This window comes from Pseudomonas sp. GW822-FHT04C11 (assembly GCF_058800905.1).
Genome location: NZ_JBXAMS010000009.1, coordinates 105,790 through 122,634 on the forward strand (window position 1 = coordinate 105,790; position 16,845 = coordinate 122,634).

Sequence of the window (16,845 nt, forward strand, 5' to 3'; positions counted from 1 at the left end):
CAACCCGGTCGGCTCGGCGCGTTTCCGTGCCATGCAACCGCTACGGTTTGCCTGGGGTATTCAGCAATCTGATGGTCATGGGTGTAGGAAAATCCTTCGCTACACTGCGAGCATCTTCCCCCGGAACATCAAGGCAACTCCCTATGCAAAATCGCATGATGATCACTGGTGCCGGGTCCGGCCTGGGTCGCGAAATCGCTCTGCGCTGGGCTCGAGAAGGCTGGCAGTTGGCCTTGTCGGATGTCAGCGAGCCAGGCTTGAAAGAAACCCTGAAACAGGTCCGCGAGGCGGGTGGTGACGGTTTCATTCAGCGTTGCGATGTGCGCGACTACAGCCAGCTGACCGCCTTCGCCCAAGCCTGTGAAGAGAAGCTGGGCGGCATCGATGTGATCGTCAACAACGCCGGCGTGGCCTCGGGCGGTTTCTTCAGTGAGCTGTCGCTGGAAGACTGGGATTGGCAGATTGCGATTAACCTGATGGGCGTGGTCAAAGGCTGCAAGGCGTTCCTGCCGCTGCTGGAAAAGAGTAAAGGCAAGATCATCAACATCGCCTCGATGGCTGCGTTGATGCAGGGGCCTGCCATGAGCAACTACAACGTGGCCAAGGCCGGTGTCGTGGCGCTGTCCGAGAGCCTGCTGATTGAACTGGCACAGCAGGAAATCACTGTGCATGTGGTCTGTCCGTCGTTCTTCCAGACCAACCTGCTGGACTCCTTCCGTGGCCCGACCCCGGCCATGAAAGCCCAGGTCGGCAAGTTGCTGGAAAGCTCGCCGATTACCGCCAGCGATATCGCTGACTACATCTACCAGCATGTTGCCGCAGGCGAGTTCATGATCCTGCCTCATGAGCAGGGCCGTATGGCCTGGGCACTCAAACAGAAGAATCCGCAGTCGCTCTACAACGAGATGACCGTGATGGCCGACAAGATGCGCGCCAAGGCCAGGCAAAGCGCCAGCTGAGCTTGCGAGTATCGGGCTGCGTCGTTAGGGTTGCCGCTTCTGGCCGCCCTGACGAGATGTGTGCATGCTCAATTACCTGTGGTTTTTCCTTGCGGCGCTGTTCGAAATCGCCGGCTGTTTCGCTTTCTGGATGTGGTTGCGGCAGGGCAAAAGCGTCTGGTGGGTCGTTCCGGCGCTGCTCAGCCTGACGCTGTTCGCCATTGTGCTGACCAAAGTCGAATCGACCTACGCGGGCCGTGCTTATGCAGCCTACGGCGGCATTTACATTATTGCGTCCATCGGCTGGCTCGGCGTGGTCGAGCGGATTCGACCGCTGGGCTCGGACTGGCTGGGCGTTGCACTGTGCGTACTAGGCGCGAGCATCATTCTGTTTGGCCCACGCTTCACGACACCTTGAGTCATTGATGTTGCCGTGAAAGGGAAGTCTGTAAGAGGAGTCGTTTTGCCGCGTAGGGGGGGACTGTTTTGCCGCTGTTGCATTGTAGACCCGGCCTCAGCCGGTCATCTTCAAGGCCCGGTAATCTCAAGGACTAGAGCCATGCTCGTACTCAGCCGCGTTGTGGGCGAAATGATCTCCATTGGCGACAACATCTCTGTGCGTATCCTCGCCGTGAACGGAGGCAACGTCCGGTTCGGTATCGAAGCCCCGCAAAACATCAATGTGCATCGTGCCGAAGTCTACGAGCGCATTCAGGCCAAACAGGTACACGGCAAACGCGGCTGAAGTACTCGATCAAATAGCTGCCCGGCCAAACGGGTGCTCAGTCAAACAGGTGCTTGGGCACGTCGTGCTTGAGCATCAGCTGACATTGCTGGCTTTCAGGATCGAACACGATCAGCGCCTGACCTTTGCTCAACGCATGGCGCACCCGCAACACGCGGGTTTCCAGCGGGGTTTCGTCGCCATTGTCGGTACCGTCACGGGTGACGAAGTCTTCGATCAGGCGGGTCAGGGTGTCGACTTCAAGTTGGTCGTGGGGAATCAGCATAGGCACCTCGGATCATCAATCCGGCGATCCTACGGCGCTTCACGCCGCAGGACCAGTCTGTCCGCCTTGATCCCATCATCACGAACCGCGAATCAGCTTGCGCAAGGCAAACCGATTCGGATGACAGGCCTCGGCGACGCTTCGCGGCAGGGGCAACGGTTCGTTGTCCAGCCACGCCGCCAGCAATTCGCCGGACAGCGGTGCGGTGATCAATCCGCGTGAACCGTGCCCGCTGTTGATGTACAACCCGTCGAGCCATGGACACGCGATGTCTGGCACCTGCCGAGCGTCTTTGCTCAGTGCGGTGTAGGCCTGGGCGAACGCCTGGCTGTCAGCCAATGGGCCGACGATCGGCAGGTAGTCGGGGCTGGTGCAGCGGAACGCGGCGCGACCTTGTAGCTGTTCCGGGTCCAGCTGTCTGGCGTGCAGGCGGGTGACCAGATCGCTGGATATCTCTTCCAGCAGTTCCAGGTTACCGAGGTGTTCGGCGGTGGTTGGAGTCAGGTCGTCGCTCTTGAAATCGAAGCTGGCACCCAGGGTATGTTCACCCAAGCGTGCGGGTGCGACGTAACCTTCAGCGCAAACCACCGTCGCCAGGCACTGGCTCTCAGCGGTTTGCGCCAAGCGGGTGATTTGCCCGCGAATGCGTTTGAGCGGCAGCTCGGCACTGTGCGCGAAGCGTTTGATTTCCGCTGCGCCGGCCAGTACCACCACGGGCGCGCTGGCGAGCAGGGTCTCGCCGTCCCAGGCTTGCCACTGATCATCGACCTTACGCAGTTCCAGTACATCGCGGTGCGTCAGCAGTTGGACATTGGGGGGCGATGCTTGCCATTGGCACAGGGCCGGCGGATGAACCCAACCACCCTCTGGATAGAACAGCCCGCCATGGGCCAGTTCGATTCCGGCCTGGGCCTGCGCGTGCGGCTGGTCCAGCAGGTGCAACAGATCGGCGGGGAAGGCCGCCGCCAGTTGCGCCTGACGCTCGGCTTCCTTGGCATTGAATGCCAGTTGCAGCACGCCGCAATCGTCCCAATCGACGCCACGTTGCAAGTGTTCAAGCAAGCGCCGGGTGTGCCCGAAACCGCTGACGATCAATTGCGAAAGTGCGGTGCCGTGGGCCGAGAGTTTCAGGTACAGCACGCCTTGCGGGTTGCCGGAGGCTTCTTGGGCCAGGTCGGCATGCCGTTCCAGCAGGCTGACCTGCCAACCGCGCGCGGCGAGGCTGGCGGCGCTGGCGCAACCGGCCAGTCCGGCGCCGATCACCAGTGCACGACGTTCGCCGCTCAGTTGATTCGGGCGAGCAAACCAGGGTTTGGCGGTTGCCGGGGCCGGTGTTTCCTGCGGCCAGCCGACGAACTCACCCCGCAGGATTTCCCATTTGTGGCCGATGCCCGGTGTGCGGCGCATTTTGAAACCCGCCGCATTCAGTAGACGGCGCACCCAGCCGGTGCTGGTGAAGGTGCTGATGGTCGAACCGGGTGCCGACAGACGCGCCAATTCGGCAAACAGTTCGGCGGTCCACATGTCGGGATTTTTCGCTGGAGCGAAGCCGTCGAGAAACCACGCGTCGATCTGCGCGTCCAGCTGTGGCAGTTGTTCCAGCACGTCACCGATCAACAGCGTCAGGGTCACGCGGCCATTGTCCAGCACCAGTCGCTGAAAGCCCTGGTGGATGGCGACGTACTGCGCCAACAACTGATCGGCAAACGGTTTGAGGTCGGGCCAGAGTGTCAGGGCCCGTTGCATATCTGCCGGGCTCAGCGGGTATTTCTCGACGCTGATGAAATGCAGCCGTGCGCCAGCCACAGCCTGTTGCTCGAACAACTGCCAGGCGCAGAGAAAATTCAGCCCGGTACCGAAACCGGTCTCGCCAATCACCAACCTTTCTCCGGCCGGCAGTTCGGCAAAACGTTCGCTCAGGCGGTTTTGCTCGATGAACACGTAACGGGTTTCATCAAGGCCCGACTGGTCAGAGAAATACACGTCGTCAAACACCCGCGAGCGCGGGCGACCTTGGTCGTCCCAGTCGAGCTGGGCATGCGGTACGGGGTTCGGCAGTGTTTCAGGGGTCATGGTCGGCTCAAGCGAGGCTAGGTGGCCATTCTAGCCGATCGCGACACAAGCGATTGATCCATGGCAACGTTCGGGGATGCTGGCTCAGCGAAAGTCCCGGTCGGGTTCGTTTTTTGTGGCGAGGGAGCTTGCTCCCGCTGGACGGCGAAGCCGACCCAAAACCGGCGCGCGCGGTTTATCGGACAGAACGCGTCATCCTGATTCGCGACTGCTTCGCCCGAGCGCGGACCGGCCGGCGGGAGCAAGCGCCCTCGCCACAGGGAATTTCTCTGCTAAGCACCTGCTCAATCCGCTAGTCTTGGACAATCTTGGAAGGGAGTCGCTCATGTTCGAATCTGCTGAAATCGGTCATGTGATTGATAAAGAAACCTACGATGCTGAAGTGCCGGCGTTGCGTGAGGCTTTGCTTGAAGCCCAGTTCGACCTCCAGCAGCAGGCGCGATTTCCGGTGATCGTGCTGATCAACGGGATTGAAGGTGCAGGCAAGGGCGAGACGGTCAAGTTGCTCAATGAGTGGATGGACCCGCGACTGATTGAGGTCCGCACCTTCGATCAGCAAACCGATGAAGAGCTGGCGCGACCACCGGCCTGGCGCTATTGGCGAATGCTCCCGGCCAAGGGGCGAATGGGGGTGTTTTTCGGCAACTGGTACAGCCAGATGCTGCAAGGGCGGGTCCATGGTTTGTTCAAGGATGCGGTGCTGGACCAGGCGATCAACCAGACCGAGCGCCTGGAGAAAATGCTCTGCGATGAAGGCACGGTGATCTTCAAATTCTGGTTTCACCTGTCCAAGCAACAAATGAAAGCGCGTCTCAAGTCCTTGCAGGACGACCCGCTGCACAGCTGGCGCATCAGCCCGCTGGACTGGCAGCAATCGAAAACCTACGACAAGTTCGTGCAGTATGGTGAGCGGGTGATTCGCCGCACCAGCCGCGACTACGCACCCTGGCATGTGATCGAAGGTGTGGATGCCCATTACCGCAGTCTGACCGTGGGCAAGATCCTGCTCGACGGTCTGCAAAATGCCCTCAAGCGCCCCAGGATCAACCCGGACAAAGTCAGCGCTGCGCCGCTGTCGGCCAGTGTCGATCACTTGAGTTTGCTCGGTAGTCTGGACATGAGCCAGCGGCTGGAAAAGGACGATTACGAGGAGCAACTGATTACCGAACAGGCACGGTTATCCGGCCTGATGCGTGACAAACGCATGCGCCGACACGCACTGATCGCGGTATTCGAGGGTAATGACGCCGCGGGCAAGGGCGGGGCGATTCGTCGTGTGGCCGCCGCACTCGACCCGCGCCAGTACAGCATCGTGCCGATTGCCGCGCCGACCGAGGACGAGCGCGCCCAGCCGTATTTGTGGCGTTTCTGGCGCCAGATCCCGGCGCGGGGAAAATTTACTGTCTTCGACCGTTCCTGGTATGGCCGGGTGCTGGTGGAACGCGTCGAGGGCTTTTGCAGCCAGGCCGACTGGCTGCGCGCCTATGGCGAAATCAACGACTTCGAAGAGCAGATCAGCGCCTCCGGGGTGATCGTCGTGAAGTTCTGGCTGGCCATCGACAAACAGACCCAGCTGGAGCGTTTCCAGGAGCGCGAAGCAATCCCCTTCAAGCGCTTCAAGATCACCGAAGACGACTGGCGCAACCGCGAGAAGTGGGACGACTACCGGACGGCTGTCGGCGATATGGTCGACCGCACCAGTACCGAGGTTTCGCCCTGGACCCTGGTGGAAGCCAACGACAAGCGCTGGGCCCGGGTCAAAGTACTGCGCACCCTCAACCGCGCGCTGGAAGAGGCCTTCGAGAAGTCCGACAAGGACCAGAAGAAGCTGAAGAAAGACAAGAAGTAGCCCGATGGGTTTGCATGCGCGGGGTGAATGATTGTCGCGGTCGGCCGGGAGCTGGCAGGGGCAATGTCGTGGGCACGCGTGGTTAACTGATCAACGGTAAACGTCAACTTCTCGGTGCGACCGATACAGTCTCATTTACGGCTTGTCGCCAACTGTCCGTGTGTGATGCCTCGCCGGCAGCCTAGAATGGCTTTTCTCGCCGTCAGCCTTTTGGGGTTTCCATGCATATTTCGTCCGGTCGCTGGGTTTATGGTCTGTTCCTCGCCTTGCTGACCGCGTTTTTGTGGGGAATCCTGCCGATCAAACTCAAGCAGGTATTGCTGGTGATGGACCCGGTCACGGTGACCTGGTTTCGGCTGATTGTATCCGGCAGCTTGCTGTTCCTTTATCTGGCGGCGACCAAGCGTCTGCCGAGCCGACGGGCGCTCGGGCCTAAAGGTGGCTGGCTGGTGCTGATGGCGGTACTCGGGCTGGTGGGCAATTACGTGTTGTACCTGATGGGCCTGAACCTGTTGAGCCCGGGTACTGCGCAACTGGTCGTGCAGATGGGGCCGATCCTGTTGCTGATCGCCAGCCTGTTTGTGTTCAAGGAACGTTTCAGCGTGGGGCAGGGGATTGGCCTGCTGGTGCTGTTGTTGGGGTTCGGGTTGTTTTTCAATCAGCGGCTCAGCGAGTTGCTGACATCGTTGAGTGATTACACCGCAGGCGTGTTGCTGGTACTGGCGGCGTCAACCGTCTGGACCTTCTATGCGCTGGGCCAGAAACAATTGCTGACGGCGTGGAATTCGTTGCAGGTGATGATGGTGATCTACCTGTTTTGCGCCTTGTTGCTGACGCCGTGGGTACATCCATTGGAAGCTTTGCAACTGAGCCCGCTGCAAGGCTGGTTGCTGCTTGGGTGCTGCCTGAACACGCTGATCGCTTACGGCGCTTTTGCCGAAGCGCTGGCCCATTGGGAGGCGTCGAGGGTCAGTGCGACGCTCGCCATCACACCGTTGGTGACCTTCGCGGCCGTGGCGCTGGCCGCCTGGTTATGGCCCGATTATGTACAGGCCGAACAGATCAACAGTCTGGCGTATGGCGGTGCGGTGCTGGTGGTGCTGGGGTCGGCACTGGTCGCGTTGGGGCCATCGCTGATCGCCGGGCTCAAGGCCCGACGGATGCGGGCCGCGGTCAGCCGGTAACCGCGTTATCGTTCATCGCGAGCAAGCTTTGCTCCTACAGAGGAGATGCGGGCTTCTCTTCTGTAGGAGCAGAGCTTGCTCGCGATGACTGACCGTCAGACGCTAGATAACTGACTGATTCAACCCTGCTTCCCGGCCTCCAGCATGTTCTCCGGCCGCACCCACGCATCGAACTGCTCATCCGTCAGATAACCAAGCTGCAACGCCGCCTCGCGCAGGGTCAGCCCTTCGGCATAGGCTTTCTTGGCAATCTCGGCGGATTTGTCGTAGCCGATGTGCGGGTTCAGCGCTGTTACCAGCATCAAGCCGCGTTCCAGGTGAGCGGCCATCTGCTCGGCATCCGGCTCAAGGCCTGCAATGCAATGCTGCTGGAAGTTACTGCAGCCATCACCGAGCAAGCGGATCGATTGCAGCAGGTTGTGAATGATCACCGGCTTGAACACGTTCAACTGCAGGTGGCCCTGGCTGGCGGCGAAGCCAATCGCCACGTCGTTGCCCAGTACCTGGCAGGCGAGCATCGACAATGCTTCGCACTGAGTCGGGTTGACCTTGCCAGGCATGATCGAACTGCCGGGCTCGTTGGCGGGCAGCTTGACCTCGGCGAAACCCGCCCGTGGTCCGGAGCCCAGCAAGCGCAAGTCGTTGGCGATTTTCATCAGGGTCACGGCGAGGGTTTTCAGCGCGCCAGACAAGGTGGTCAACGGTTCGTGCCCGGCCAGTGCGGCAAACTTGTTCGGCGCGGTGATAAACGGCAGGCCGGAGAGCGCGGCCAACTCGGAGGCAATCGCTTCGCCAAAGCCATGGGGCGAGTTGAGGCCGGTCCCCACCGCAGTACCGCCCTGAGCCAACTCGCAGACGGCCGGCAAGGCGCTGCGGATCGCACGTTCGGCGTAATCGAGCTGGGCGATGAACGCTGAAAGCTCCTGGCCGAAGGTGATCGGCGTGGCATCCATCATGTGCGTGCGACCGGTCTTCACCAGTTTCATGTGCCGTGCGGCCTGCTCGGCCAGCCCGGCGGAGAGTTCAGCGATGGCCGGCAACAGCTGCTGTTGTACGGCCTGCACCGTGGCGATATGCATGGCGGTGGGGAAGCTGTCGTTGGAGCTTTGCGAGCGATTGACGTGGTCGTTGGGGTGCACCGGAGCCTTGCCGCCACGAGGGTTGCCGGCCAGTTCGTTGGCGCGGCCGGCGATCACTTCGTTGACGTTCATGTTGCTTTGGGTGCCACTGCCGGTCTGCCAGACCACCAGCGGAAACTGGTCGTCATGCTGGCCGTCGAGCACTTCGTCGGCGGCCTGCTCGATCAGCCGGGCGATGTCGGCCGGTAGATCGCCATTGCGACTATTGACCCGTGCCGCGGCTTTCTTGATCAGGGCCAAGGTGTGCAGTACGGCCAGCGGCATGCGTTCATTGCCAATGGCAAAGTTAATCAGCGAGCGCTGCGTCTGAGCGCCCCAGTAGGCTTCATCCGGGACTTCCACTGGGCCAAGGCTGTCGGTTTCGATACGGCTCATCGGTTACATTCCTGTAGGTCTGATAGCGAAGTTTAGGTCGTGAATGACGCTTGGGGTTCCATCAGTCGTTTTTTTAACCGTTCGGTCCTGAAAATCAGGCCTGGCAAGGGGGAGGGGTTGAGCGCATGAGTTTTTTAGGCGCAGAATGGCCCCCCTTGGGGTTTTACCTCGCCTGCTAGAAAAGGAAACTCGATGACTCGTCTTCGTGCCATCTGTACCGCGGTTGCTCTGGTCTGTGCCAGCGGCCAGGTTTTCGCCGATACCGCCAGCCACAACGCCAGTGCCGAAGCTTTCCTGACCCTGGCGCATGCTGACAAACTGGGCACACCGGTGTACATGCAAGTACAGCAAATGTTCGCCCAGCGTTTTGAACAAACCAAAGCGCCGGAATCGAAAAAAGCTTTGCTGGAAACCTACCAGGCCAAGGCCAACGCCGCTCTGGACCAAGCCATTGGCTGGAACAAACTGAAGCCGGACATGGTCAAGCTCTACACCACCAACTTCAGCGAATCCGAGCTCAAGGACCTGGTCGCGTTCTACCAGTCGCCACTGGGCAAGAAAGTCCTGGAAAAAATGCCTCAGTTGACTCAGCAATCGGCCCAGATGACTCAAGCCAAGCTGGAAAGCGCAGTGCCTGTGGTCAACAAGCTGCTGGCTGACATGACTGCCGAGCTGACGCCGAAAGACGCCGCTGCTCCCGCCAAGAAAAAGCCTTGAGCGGAGCCCCGCAATGACCATGCAACAACGTATTGAATCGGCACTGAACGCGTTGCAACCTGCACATCTGGAGGTGCTGGACGAAAGTCATATGCACAGCCGCGGGCTGCAAACCCACTTCAAGGCCGTGGTGGTCAGCGAGCAATTTGCCGGGCTCAACAGCGTCAAGCGTCACCAGAAGGTCTACGCCACGTTGGGTGACCTGATGGGTGAATTCCATGCGTTGGCGCTGCATACCTATACGCCTGAGGAATGGGCAAAGACCGGCGCGGCACCTGCCTCGCCGACCTGTGCTGGCGGCAGCAAGCACTGATTCTGAGGGCTGTTGTGGCGAGGGAGCTTGCTCCCGCTGGGTTGCGAAGCGACCCTAATATCAACCGCCGCGAGTATTCAGATGGAACGCGATTGCCGGATTACGACCGCTTCGCGGTCCAGCGGGAGCAAGCTCCCTCGCCACAGGTGAAACACCACAGTCCTAAAACCACAGTGTTTTTGTTAGAATCTGCAACGCGCCGCTTAGCCGGCGCGTTTTTTTTCGCATCCGGTTCACCCCTTGCGCGGGTAGCCACCTGGAGAATCACCCATGACACAACAGATTGTCGTGGCGGCACTGTATAAGTTCGTCACCCTTGAAGATTACGTCGCCTTGCGCGAGCCACTGTTGCAGGCAATGGTCGACAACGGCATCAAAGGCACCTTGCTGATTGCCGAAGAAGGCATCAACGGTACGGTTTCCGGTAGCCGCGAAGGCATCGACGGGCTGATGGCCTGGCTCAAGAACGATCCGCGCATGGACGACATCGATCACAAAGAGTCGTACTGCGACGAGCAGCCGTTCTACCGCACCAAGGTCAAACTCAAGAAAGAGATCGTCACCCTGGGTGTTGAAGGCGTTGACCCGAACAAGAAGGTCGGCACCTACGTTGATCCGCAGAACTGGAACGCGTTGATCAGCGACCCCGAAGTGCTGCTGATCGATACCCGCAACGACTACGAAGTGTCGATCGGCACCTTCGAAGGCGCGATCGATCCGAAGACCACCAGTTTTCGCGAATTTCCCGACTACATCAAAGCCAACTTCGACCCGGCCAAGCACAAGAAAGTCGCGATGTTCTGCACCGGCGGCATTCGCTGTGAAAAGGCTTCGAGCTACATGCTCAGCCAGGGCTTCGATGAAGTCTTCCACCTCAAGGGCGGAATCCTCAAGTACCTCGAAGAGGTGCCGCAGGAAGAAACCAAATGGCAGGGCGACTGCTTTGTGTTCGATAACCGCGTCACCGTTCGCCACGACCTGAGCGAAGGCGACTACGATCAATGTCATGCCTGTCGTACGCCAGTGAGTGTGGAAGACCGTGCATCCGAGCACTATGTCGCCGGCATCAGCTGCCCGCATTGCTGGGATAAGCTGAGTGAGAAGACCCGCCGCAGCGCGATCGACCGGCAGAAACAGATCGAACTGGCCAAGGCCCGTAATCAGCCGCACCCGATCGGTTACAACTACAAGCAATCCAACACCGAGGCCTGAACCATGTCTGCGCGCCTGCTCTATGTAATGGATCCGATGTGCTCCTGGTGCTGGGGCTTCGCTCCGGTGGCCGAGGCCCTGGTCAAGCAGGCGCAGGCTGCGGGCGTTGATGTGCATTTGGTCGTCGGCGGTTTGCGCACCGGCAGTGGTGCAGCGCTGGAACCCACCACGCGGCGCTACATTCTCGAACACTGGCAGGCGGTCGCCGAAGCCACCGGCCAGCCGTTCAAGTTCGAAGGCGCGCTGCCCGACGGTTTTGTCTACGACACCGAACCTGCCTGCCGTGCGCTGGTGACGGCGCGCAGCCTGGCACCGGATTGCGCCTGGAAACTGCTCAAACTCATCCAGCAGGCTTTTTATACCGAGGGTCGTGACGTCACCCGCGCCAGCGTGTTGGTGGAGTTGGCCGAACAAGCCGGCTTGCCGCGTATCGAGTTCGCGGCAGCGTTCGACCGTGCCGATCAGCACGCGGCGACGGCGGCAGACTTCACCTGGGTTCAGGATCTGGGCATCGCCGGCTTCCCGACCTTGCTCGCCGAGCGCAACGGTCAATTGGCGCTGTTGACCAATGGTTATCAACCGCTCAGCGAACTGGCCCCGTTGCTCGGCCGTTGGCTGGAGCGCGCAGCCTGTGTATGAGCAACCCGATGATGCACCGCAACCCAAGCGGGTCGATCGGCTGAGTTGGGCGGAAATCCGTCGACTGGCACTTCAGCATAAAAAGTCCTTGTGGATCGCCAACGGCGTCGCCGTATTGGCAACCCTGTGCAGTGTGCCAATCCCTTTACTGTTGCCATTGCTGGTGGACGAAGTGCTGCTGGGGCATGGCGACGCCGCACTGAAAGTCATGAACCACGCGCTGCCCACCGGCTGGCAACGTGCTGCCGGTTACATCGGTCTGATGTTGCTGGTGACCTTGACCCTGCGTTGCGGCGCATTGATGTTCAACGTCTTGCAGGCGCGTCTGTTTGCAAGTCTGGCCAAGGACATCGTTTACCGTATCCGCGTACGGCTGATCGAGCGACTCAAGCGTATTTCCCTTGGCGAATACGAAAGCCTGGGCAGCGGCACGGTGACCACGCATCTGGTCACGGACCTGGACACGGTCGACAAATTCGTCGGCGAAACCCTCAGCCGCTTTCTGGTGGCGATGCTCACACTGGTCGGCACGGCGGGGATTCTGGTGTGGATGCACTGGAAGCTGGCGCTGCTGATCCTGTTGTTCAACCCGCTGGTGATCTACGCCACCGTGCAGTTGGGTAAGCGGGTCAAACACCTGAAGAAACTTGAGAACGACAGTACCTCAAGGTTCACCCAGGCGCTGACCGAGACCCTGGATGCGATACAGGAAATCCGCGCTGGCAATCGCCAGGGATTTTTCCTGGGACGGCTCGGCTTGCGGGCGCAGGAAGTGCGCAACTACGCCGTCAACTCACAGTGGAAAAGCGACGCATCGAGCCGTGCCAGCGGTTTGCTGTTCCAGTTCGGTATCGATATCTTCCGCGCCGCCGCGATGCTCACGGTGCTGTTCTCCGACCTGTCCATCGGCCAGATGCTGGCGGTGTTCAGCTACCTCTGGTTCATGATCGGGCCGGTCGAGCAGTTGCTGAATTTGCAATACGCCTATTACGCGGCCGGCGGTGCACTGACGCGAATCAACGAGCTGTTATCGCGTGCCGACGAGCCGCAATACCCAGGTGGCGTCGACCCGTTCAAAGGGCGCGAGACGGTGGGCATCGAGGTGCAAGGCTTGAGTTTCGGCTATGGCGGTGAGCTGGTGCTGGATCAGATGAACCTGTCCATCGCACCCGGTGAAAAAGTCGCCATCGTGGGCGCCAGTGGTGGCGGTAAAAGCACGCTGGTGCAGTTGCTGCTGGGGCTCTATACGCCACAGTCGGGCAGCATCCGTTTTGGTGGCGTCACTCAACAGGACATCGGCCTGGAAACCGTGCGCGAGAATGTCGCCGTGGTGTTGCAGCATCCGGCACTGTTCAACGACACCATACGGGCCAATCTCGCCATGGGCCGCGAACGCAGTGACGAAGCCTGTTGGCAGGCACTGGAAATCGCCCAGCTCGAGGCAACGGTCAAGGCGCTGCCGCAAGGTCTGGATAGCGTCGTTGGCCGTTCCGGTGTGCGCTTGTCCGGCGGGCAGCGTCAGCGCCTGGCGATTGCGCGCATGGTGCTGGCCGAACCCAAGGTCGTGGTCCTCGATGAGGCGACTTCTGCGCTGGACGCCGCCACCGAATACAACCTCCATCAGGCGCTCGCGCGGTTTCTCAGCGGTCGCACGACACTGATCATTGCTCACCGGTTGTCGGCGGTGAAACAGGCGGATCGTGTGCTGGTGTTCGATGGCGGGCAGATTGCCGAAGACGGCGACCATCAGCAACTGATTGCTGAAGGTGGCCTGTATGCCAAGTTGTATGGGCATTTGCAGCAGCATTAGCAATCTTGAGTTTTGCCCGGATTTCTGTACTTATTGATCAGCCATCCTTTTTGGGAATCGGCCTTGTGGACCCTTTGATTGTTACATTGCCCCTAAATCGAGCTTGATCGAAGCCTGACGTCTTCGAAAAATCGAAAATTAGCCTAGTCTGTGCTGCTAGGAGCGGAATTCTCTAGGGTGTTCATCAGGCAGCGCTTATGCAAGGGACCTCATGAAGCAAAAGCGGACTCTCGGAACGCCACGGTTGTTGGGCATCGTCTGGCCATTTATCGCCGTCGTATTGTTTCAGGCCCTGTTGGGCGGCGTCAGCCTGTACGTTTTGTCGGCGGTTCGCGGCTATGTTGCCGGAGAAAGCCTGTGGTCCAAGGGTCAGAAAGACGCTATCTATTACCTCAATCTCTACGCTGACAGTCGCGACGAGTCGATTTTCCTCAAGTATCAGAAGGCTATTTCAGTCCCCCAGGGCGGGCATGAACTGCGGGTCGCGCTGGATCATCAACCGCCTGATCTTGAGGCCGCGAGGCGGGGTATCCTCAACGGCGGTAACCATCCCGATGACGTTTCAAGTCTGATTTGGCTGTACCTGAACTTCCGGCATTTCAGTTACCTGGAAACCGCTATCGATCGCTGGACCGTGGGCGATGCCTACCTGATGCAGCTCGATAACGTCGCCCTTGAAATGCATCAGCGCATTGTCGGCAACCAGGCGAGCGACGCCGACATTCAGCGCTGGAAAGCCCGGATATTTGCCATCAACGAAGCGGTGACCCCCGCCGCCAAAGCATTCAGTGACGCATTGGGCGAGGGCTCGCGGCTGATTCTGCGGTTGTTGCTGTTCACTAACCTGGCCACGGCGTTGGGGTTGATTGCCCTGGCACTCTTGCGCACCCATAAGCTACTGGCTCAGCGCCACGCGTTTGCCAATGCCTTGCAGCTGGAAAAGGAACGCGCGCAAATCACCTTGCAGTCCATTGGCGATGGCGTGATCACCACCGACGTTGAAGGTGCCATTGCTTACATGAACCCGGCAGCCGAGGAGTTGACCCACTGGAAGGCTGAGCAGGCAATCGGGCTGCCGCTGGCAGCCTTGTTCAATCTGCTGGATGACAATGCCCAGGCGGATGGCTTCACGCTGATCGAGCATATTCTCAGTGGTCAGCTCAGCGGCGGCAGTGAACACTCCAAACTGATCCAGAGGCTGGATGGCAGCACGGTTTCAGTCACGCTGGTAGGTTCGCCGATTCGCAATGCCGGTAAAGTCAGTGGCACGGTACTGGTGCTGCATGACATGACCCAGGAGCGGCAGTACATTGCCAATCTTTCCTGGCAGGCCACCCACGACGCGTTGACCGGGCTGGCCAACCGCCGCGAATTCGAATATCGCCTGGAGCAGGCGTTGCACAGCCTGACGCGCCAGCCAGCCCGACATGCCTTGATGTTCCTCGATCTGGATCAATTCAAACTGGTCAACGACACTTGCGGGCATGCTGCGGGTGATGAGCTGCTGCGGCATATCTGCGCACTGTTGCAATCGGGTTTGCGCGAAGGTGACACCTTGGCCCGATTGGGCGGTGACGAGTTCGGCATTCTGCTGGAAAACTGCTCGCCGCAAGCCTCGGAAAAAATCGCCGAGGGCCTGCGCCAGACGGTACAAAACCTGCACTTTGTCTGGAAAGGCCGGCCATTCGTGACCACCGTCAGCATCGGTCTGGTGCACATCATTCAAGCTCCGGCCACCCTTGAGGCTTCATTGCGTGCTGCAGACATGGCCTGCTACATGGCGAAGGAGAAGGGCCGCAATCGGGTGCAGGTCTATCATGCCGACGACTCCGAGTTGTCCCTGCGTTTTGGCGAGATGGCCTGGGTGCAACGCCTGCACATGGCGCTGGAAGAGAACCGCTTCTGTCTGTATTCACAGGAAATCGCTGCGCTGGGGCATATCGAACGGGGCGGCGGGCATATCGAAATCCTGCTGCGTCTGCACGACGAAGCCGGGCGGATGATTCTGCCGGACAGCTTCATTCCTGCCGCCGAGCGTTATGGGCTGATGACGTCCCTGGATCGTTGGGTGGTCGAGAATGTTTTCAGGATCATTGCGCAGGGCATCGCCCAAGAGCGCAAAGGGCCGTTGGCCATGTGTGCGATCAATCTGTCAGGCACTACCATCGGTGATGAGGCTTTTCTGCACTTTCTGCGTGAAAAATTCACTGCCTATGCCATCCCGCCTGAAATGATTTGTTTTGAAATCACTGAAACCAGCGCGATTTCCAATTTGGGCAGCGCAATCAGATTTATCAATGAGCTCAAAGGGTTGGGATGTCATTTTTCGCTGGATGACTTTTGTGCCGGTATGTCCTCATTCGCCTATCTAAAACATTTACCTGTAGACTTCTTGAAGATCGACGGGAGTTTCGTAAAGGATATGCTGGACGACCCGATTAACCGTGCAATGGTCGAAGTGATCAATCACATCGGTCATGTCATGGGTAAGCGCACCATTGCCGAGTTTGTTGAAACACCCCAGATCGAGCAGGCATTGCTGGAGATCGGGGTGGATTATGCTCAAGGGTATATCATTGAACGCCCGCAATTGTTTACCTGTGACAGCCTGCAATGTCGGCCCGCCAGACCGCAGCCTCTGTTATTCAGGGCGCCTGGCACGTTCCGTTGAAATCTCTTGCTGATCCGTACCATCACAATCAAAAGGAGTGCGACAGTGATCGATACATTCAACAGGTCCGGCCCGCTTATGGAAGCCGCAAGTTACCCCGCCTGGGCTCAGCAACTGATCCGGGATTGCAGCGAGAGCAAGCGTCGGGTTGTCGAACATGAACTGTATCAGCGGATGCGTGACAACAAACTCAGTGCAAGGACCATGCGTCAGTACCTGATTGGTGGCTGGCCGGTCGTTGAACAGTTCGCGTTGTACATGGCGCAAAACCTGACGAAGACCCGCTTTGCCCGCCATCCCGGCGAGGACATGGCGCGTCGCTGGCTGATGCGCAACATTCGGGTTGAGCTCAATCATGCCGACTATTGGGTGCACTGGAGTCGCGCGCATGGCGTCAGCCTCGATGATTTGCAGGCGCAGCAGGTTGCACCTGAGCTTCATGCGTTGAGTCATTGGTGCTGGCATACCAGCTCGGCGGATTCGCTGATTGTTGCCATTGCGGCAACCAACTATGCCATTGAAGGGGCGACCGGGGAGTGGTCGGCGCTGGTGTGTTCCAGTGGAGTCTATGCGGCAGCGTTCCCTGAGGACGACCGCAAGCGCGCGATGAAGTGGCTGAAAATGCACGCTCAATACGATGATGCCCATCCATGGGAAGCCCTGGAAATCATCTGCACGCTGGCGGGCCTGAACCCCACCAGATCCCTGCAAGCTGAACTGCGTCAGGCGATCTGCAAGAGCTACGACTACATGTACCTGTTCCTGGAACGTTGCATGCAACTGGAACACTCCGAAAGGGTTCCGGTAGCCCGGGAGCGGATGGCGCTGGCCGAAAGCTAAACAATCACAGCCAGGTGGCAGTTCCTACATTCGGCGGGGTGTCATGACAGACCGCAGTCTGTAGGAGCTGCCGCA

At 59.3% G+C, this 16,845-nt stretch carries 15 protein-coding genes; 12 read left to right on the forward strand and 3 right to left on the reverse strand.

The window, feature by feature from the left end:
* Positions 1-143 precede the first annotated feature (143 nt).
* The 3 genes from AC1RJ3_RS16730 (at position 144) to csrA (ending at position 1,683) form a co-directional block, all read left to right on the forward strand.
* A complete protein-coding gene (locus AC1RJ3_RS16730) occupies positions 144-959 on the forward strand; it encodes an SDR family oxidoreductase (RefSeq protein ID WP_493079534.1) in 816 nt (271 codons plus the stop codon).
* Between the two features lie 64 nt (positions 960-1,023).
* On the forward strand, positions 1,024-1,356 hold the full coding sequence (locus AC1RJ3_RS16735; RefSeq protein ID WP_103315817.1) for a YnfA family protein: 333 nt from the start codon (positions 1,024-1,026) through the stop codon (positions 1,354-1,356).
* A 141-nt stretch (positions 1,357-1,497) separates the two neighbouring features.
* On the forward strand, positions 1,498-1,683 hold the full coding sequence (gene csrA, locus AC1RJ3_RS16740; RefSeq protein ID WP_054593482.1) for a carbon storage regulator CsrA: 186 nt from the start codon (positions 1,498-1,500) through the stop codon (positions 1,681-1,683).
* Between the two features lie 37 nt (positions 1,684-1,720).
* On the opposite strand, the gene AC1RJ3_RS16745 is transcribed toward csrA, so the two are convergent.
* The gene (locus tag AC1RJ3_RS16745) at positions 1,721-1,948 is read right to left on the reverse strand and encodes a YheU family protein (RefSeq protein ID WP_019693006.1); all 228 of its coding nucleotides are present in this window, start codon (positions 1,946-1,948) and stop codon (positions 1,721-1,723) included.
* 78 nt (positions 1,949-2,026) lie between these two features.
* Positions 2,027-4,021, reverse strand: a complete 1,995-nt coding sequence (gene mnmC, locus AC1RJ3_RS16750) for a bifunctional tRNA (5-methylaminomethyl-2-thiouridine)(34)-methyltransferase MnmC2/FAD-dependent 5-carboxymethylaminomethyl-2-thiouridine(34) oxidoreductase MnmC1 (RefSeq protein ID WP_493079535.1) — start codon at positions 4,019-4,021, stop codon at positions 2,027-2,029.
* A gap of 325 nt (positions 4,022-4,346) precedes the next feature.
* Here mnmC and pap point away from each other — a divergent pair, with 325 nt between their 5' ends.
* Positions 4,347-5,870: a polyphosphate:AMP phosphotransferase gene (gene pap, locus AC1RJ3_RS16755; protein WP_103315818.1), complete on the forward strand. Its 1,524-nt coding sequence runs from the start codon at positions 4,347-4,349 to the stop codon at positions 5,868-5,870.
* Positions 5,871-6,091: 221 nt separating this feature from the next.
* On the forward strand, positions 6,092-7,054 hold the full coding sequence (locus tag AC1RJ3_RS16760; protein ID WP_103315819.1) for a DMT family transporter: 963 nt from the start codon (positions 6,092-6,094) through the stop codon (positions 7,052-7,054).
* A gap of 119 nt (positions 7,055-7,173) precedes the next feature.
* On the opposite strand, the gene AC1RJ3_RS16765 is transcribed toward AC1RJ3_RS16760, so the two are convergent.
* Positions 7,174-8,568 carry a class II fumarate hydratase gene (locus AC1RJ3_RS16765; protein ID WP_493079536.1) on the reverse strand — a complete coding sequence of 465 codons (1,395 nt, stop codon included), beginning with the start codon at positions 8,566-8,568 and terminating at the stop codon, positions 7,174-7,176.
* A gap of 192 nt (positions 8,569-8,760) precedes the next feature.
* On the opposite strand from AC1RJ3_RS16765, the gene AC1RJ3_RS16770 reads away from it, so the two are divergent.
* From AC1RJ3_RS16770 to AC1RJ3_RS16800, 7 genes are all read left to right on the forward strand, one after another.
* Positions 8,761-9,285, forward strand: coding sequence for a DUF2059 domain-containing protein (locus AC1RJ3_RS16770; protein WP_054593477.1), 525 nt, complete (start codon positions 8,761-8,763; stop codon positions 9,283-9,285).
* A 13-nt stretch (positions 9,286-9,298) separates the two neighbouring features.
* Positions 9,299-9,598, forward strand: a complete 300-nt coding sequence (locus tag AC1RJ3_RS16775; RefSeq protein WP_103315821.1) for a BolA family protein — start codon at positions 9,299-9,301, stop codon at positions 9,596-9,598.
* 270 nt (positions 9,599-9,868) lie between these two features.
* Positions 9,869-10,810: an oxygen-dependent tRNA uridine(34) hydroxylase TrhO gene (trhO, locus tag AC1RJ3_RS16780; protein WP_054593475.1), complete on the forward strand. Its 942-nt coding sequence runs from the start codon at positions 9,869-9,871 to the stop codon at positions 10,808-10,810.
* A 36-nt stretch (positions 10,811-10,846) separates the two neighbouring features.
* Positions 10,847-11,449, forward strand: coding sequence for a DsbA family protein (locus AC1RJ3_RS16785; protein ID WP_177474832.1), 603 nt, complete (start codon positions 10,847-10,849; stop codon positions 11,447-11,449).
* The gene (locus AC1RJ3_RS16790; protein WP_054593473.1) at positions 11,442-13,259 is read left to right on the forward strand and encodes an ABC transporter ATP-binding protein; all 1,818 of its coding nucleotides are present in this window, start codon (positions 11,442-11,444) and stop codon (positions 13,257-13,259) included. The genes AC1RJ3_RS16785 and AC1RJ3_RS16790 overlap by 8 nt, the downstream gene beginning before the upstream one ends.
* A gap of 211 nt (positions 13,260-13,470) precedes the next feature.
* Entirely contained in the window at positions 13,471-15,930 is a 2,460-nt protein-coding gene (locus AC1RJ3_RS16795) for an EAL domain-containing protein (RefSeq protein WP_054593472.1), read from the forward strand.
* A 78-nt stretch (positions 15,931-16,008) separates the two neighbouring features.
* Positions 16,009-16,770 carry an iron-containing redox enzyme family protein gene (locus AC1RJ3_RS16800; RefSeq protein WP_219731512.1) on the forward strand — a complete coding sequence of 254 codons (762 nt, stop codon included), beginning with the start codon at positions 16,009-16,011 and terminating at the stop codon, positions 16,768-16,770.
* The last annotated feature ends 75 nt before the right edge of the window (positions 16,771-16,845 follow it).

Excerpts from the sequence above, each read along its gene's own strand:
- AC1RJ3_RS16795 (WP_054593472.1), top strand. The coding sequence starts at position 13,471 with ATGAAGCAAAAGCGGACTCTCGGAACGCCACGGTTGTTGGGCATCGTC.
- csrA (WP_054593482.1), top strand. The coding sequence starts at position 1,498 with ATGCTCGTACTCAGCCGCGTTGTGGGCGAAATGATCTCCATTGGCGAC.
- AC1RJ3_RS16775 (WP_103315821.1), top strand. The coding sequence starts at position 9,299 with ATGACCATGCAACAACGTATTGAATCGGCACTGAACGCGTTGCAACCT.
- AC1RJ3_RS16785 (WP_177474832.1), top strand. The coding sequence starts at position 10,847 with ATGTGCTCCTGGTGCTGGGGCTTCGCTCCGGTGGCCGAGGCCCTGGTC.
- mnmC (WP_493079535.1), bottom strand. The coding sequence starts at position 4,021 with ATGACCCCTGAAACACTGCCGAACCCCGTACCGCATGCCCAGCTCGAC.
- AC1RJ3_RS16770 (WP_054593477.1), top strand. The coding sequence starts at position 8,761 with ATGACTCGTCTTCGTGCCATCTGTACCGCGGTTGCTCTGGTCTGTGCC.
- AC1RJ3_RS16765 (WP_493079536.1), bottom strand. The coding sequence starts at position 8,568 with ATGAGCCGTATCGAAACCGACAGCCTTGGCCCAGTGGAAGTCCCGGAT.
- trhO (WP_054593475.1), top strand. The coding sequence starts at position 9,869 with ATGACACAACAGATTGTCGTGGCGGCACTGTATAAGTTCGTCACCCTT.
- AC1RJ3_RS16745 (WP_019693006.1), bottom strand. The coding sequence starts at position 1,948 with ATGCTGATTCCCCACGACCAACTTGAAGTCGACACCCTGACCCGCCTG.
- AC1RJ3_RS16730 (WP_493079534.1), top strand. The coding sequence starts at position 144 with ATGCAAAATCGCATGATGATCACTGGTGCCGGGTCCGGCCTGGGTCGC.
- pap (WP_103315818.1), top strand. The coding sequence starts at position 4,347 with ATGTTCGAATCTGCTGAAATCGGTCATGTGATTGATAAAGAAACCTAC.
- AC1RJ3_RS16800 (WP_219731512.1), top strand. The coding sequence starts at position 16,009 with ATGGAAGCCGCAAGTTACCCCGCCTGGGCTCAGCAACTGATCCGGGAT.
- AC1RJ3_RS16735 (WP_103315817.1), top strand. The coding sequence starts at position 1,024 with ATGCTCAATTACCTGTGGTTTTTCCTTGCGGCGCTGTTCGAAATCGCC.
- AC1RJ3_RS16760 (WP_103315819.1), top strand. The coding sequence starts at position 6,092 with ATGCATATTTCGTCCGGTCGCTGGGTTTATGGTCTGTTCCTCGCCTTG.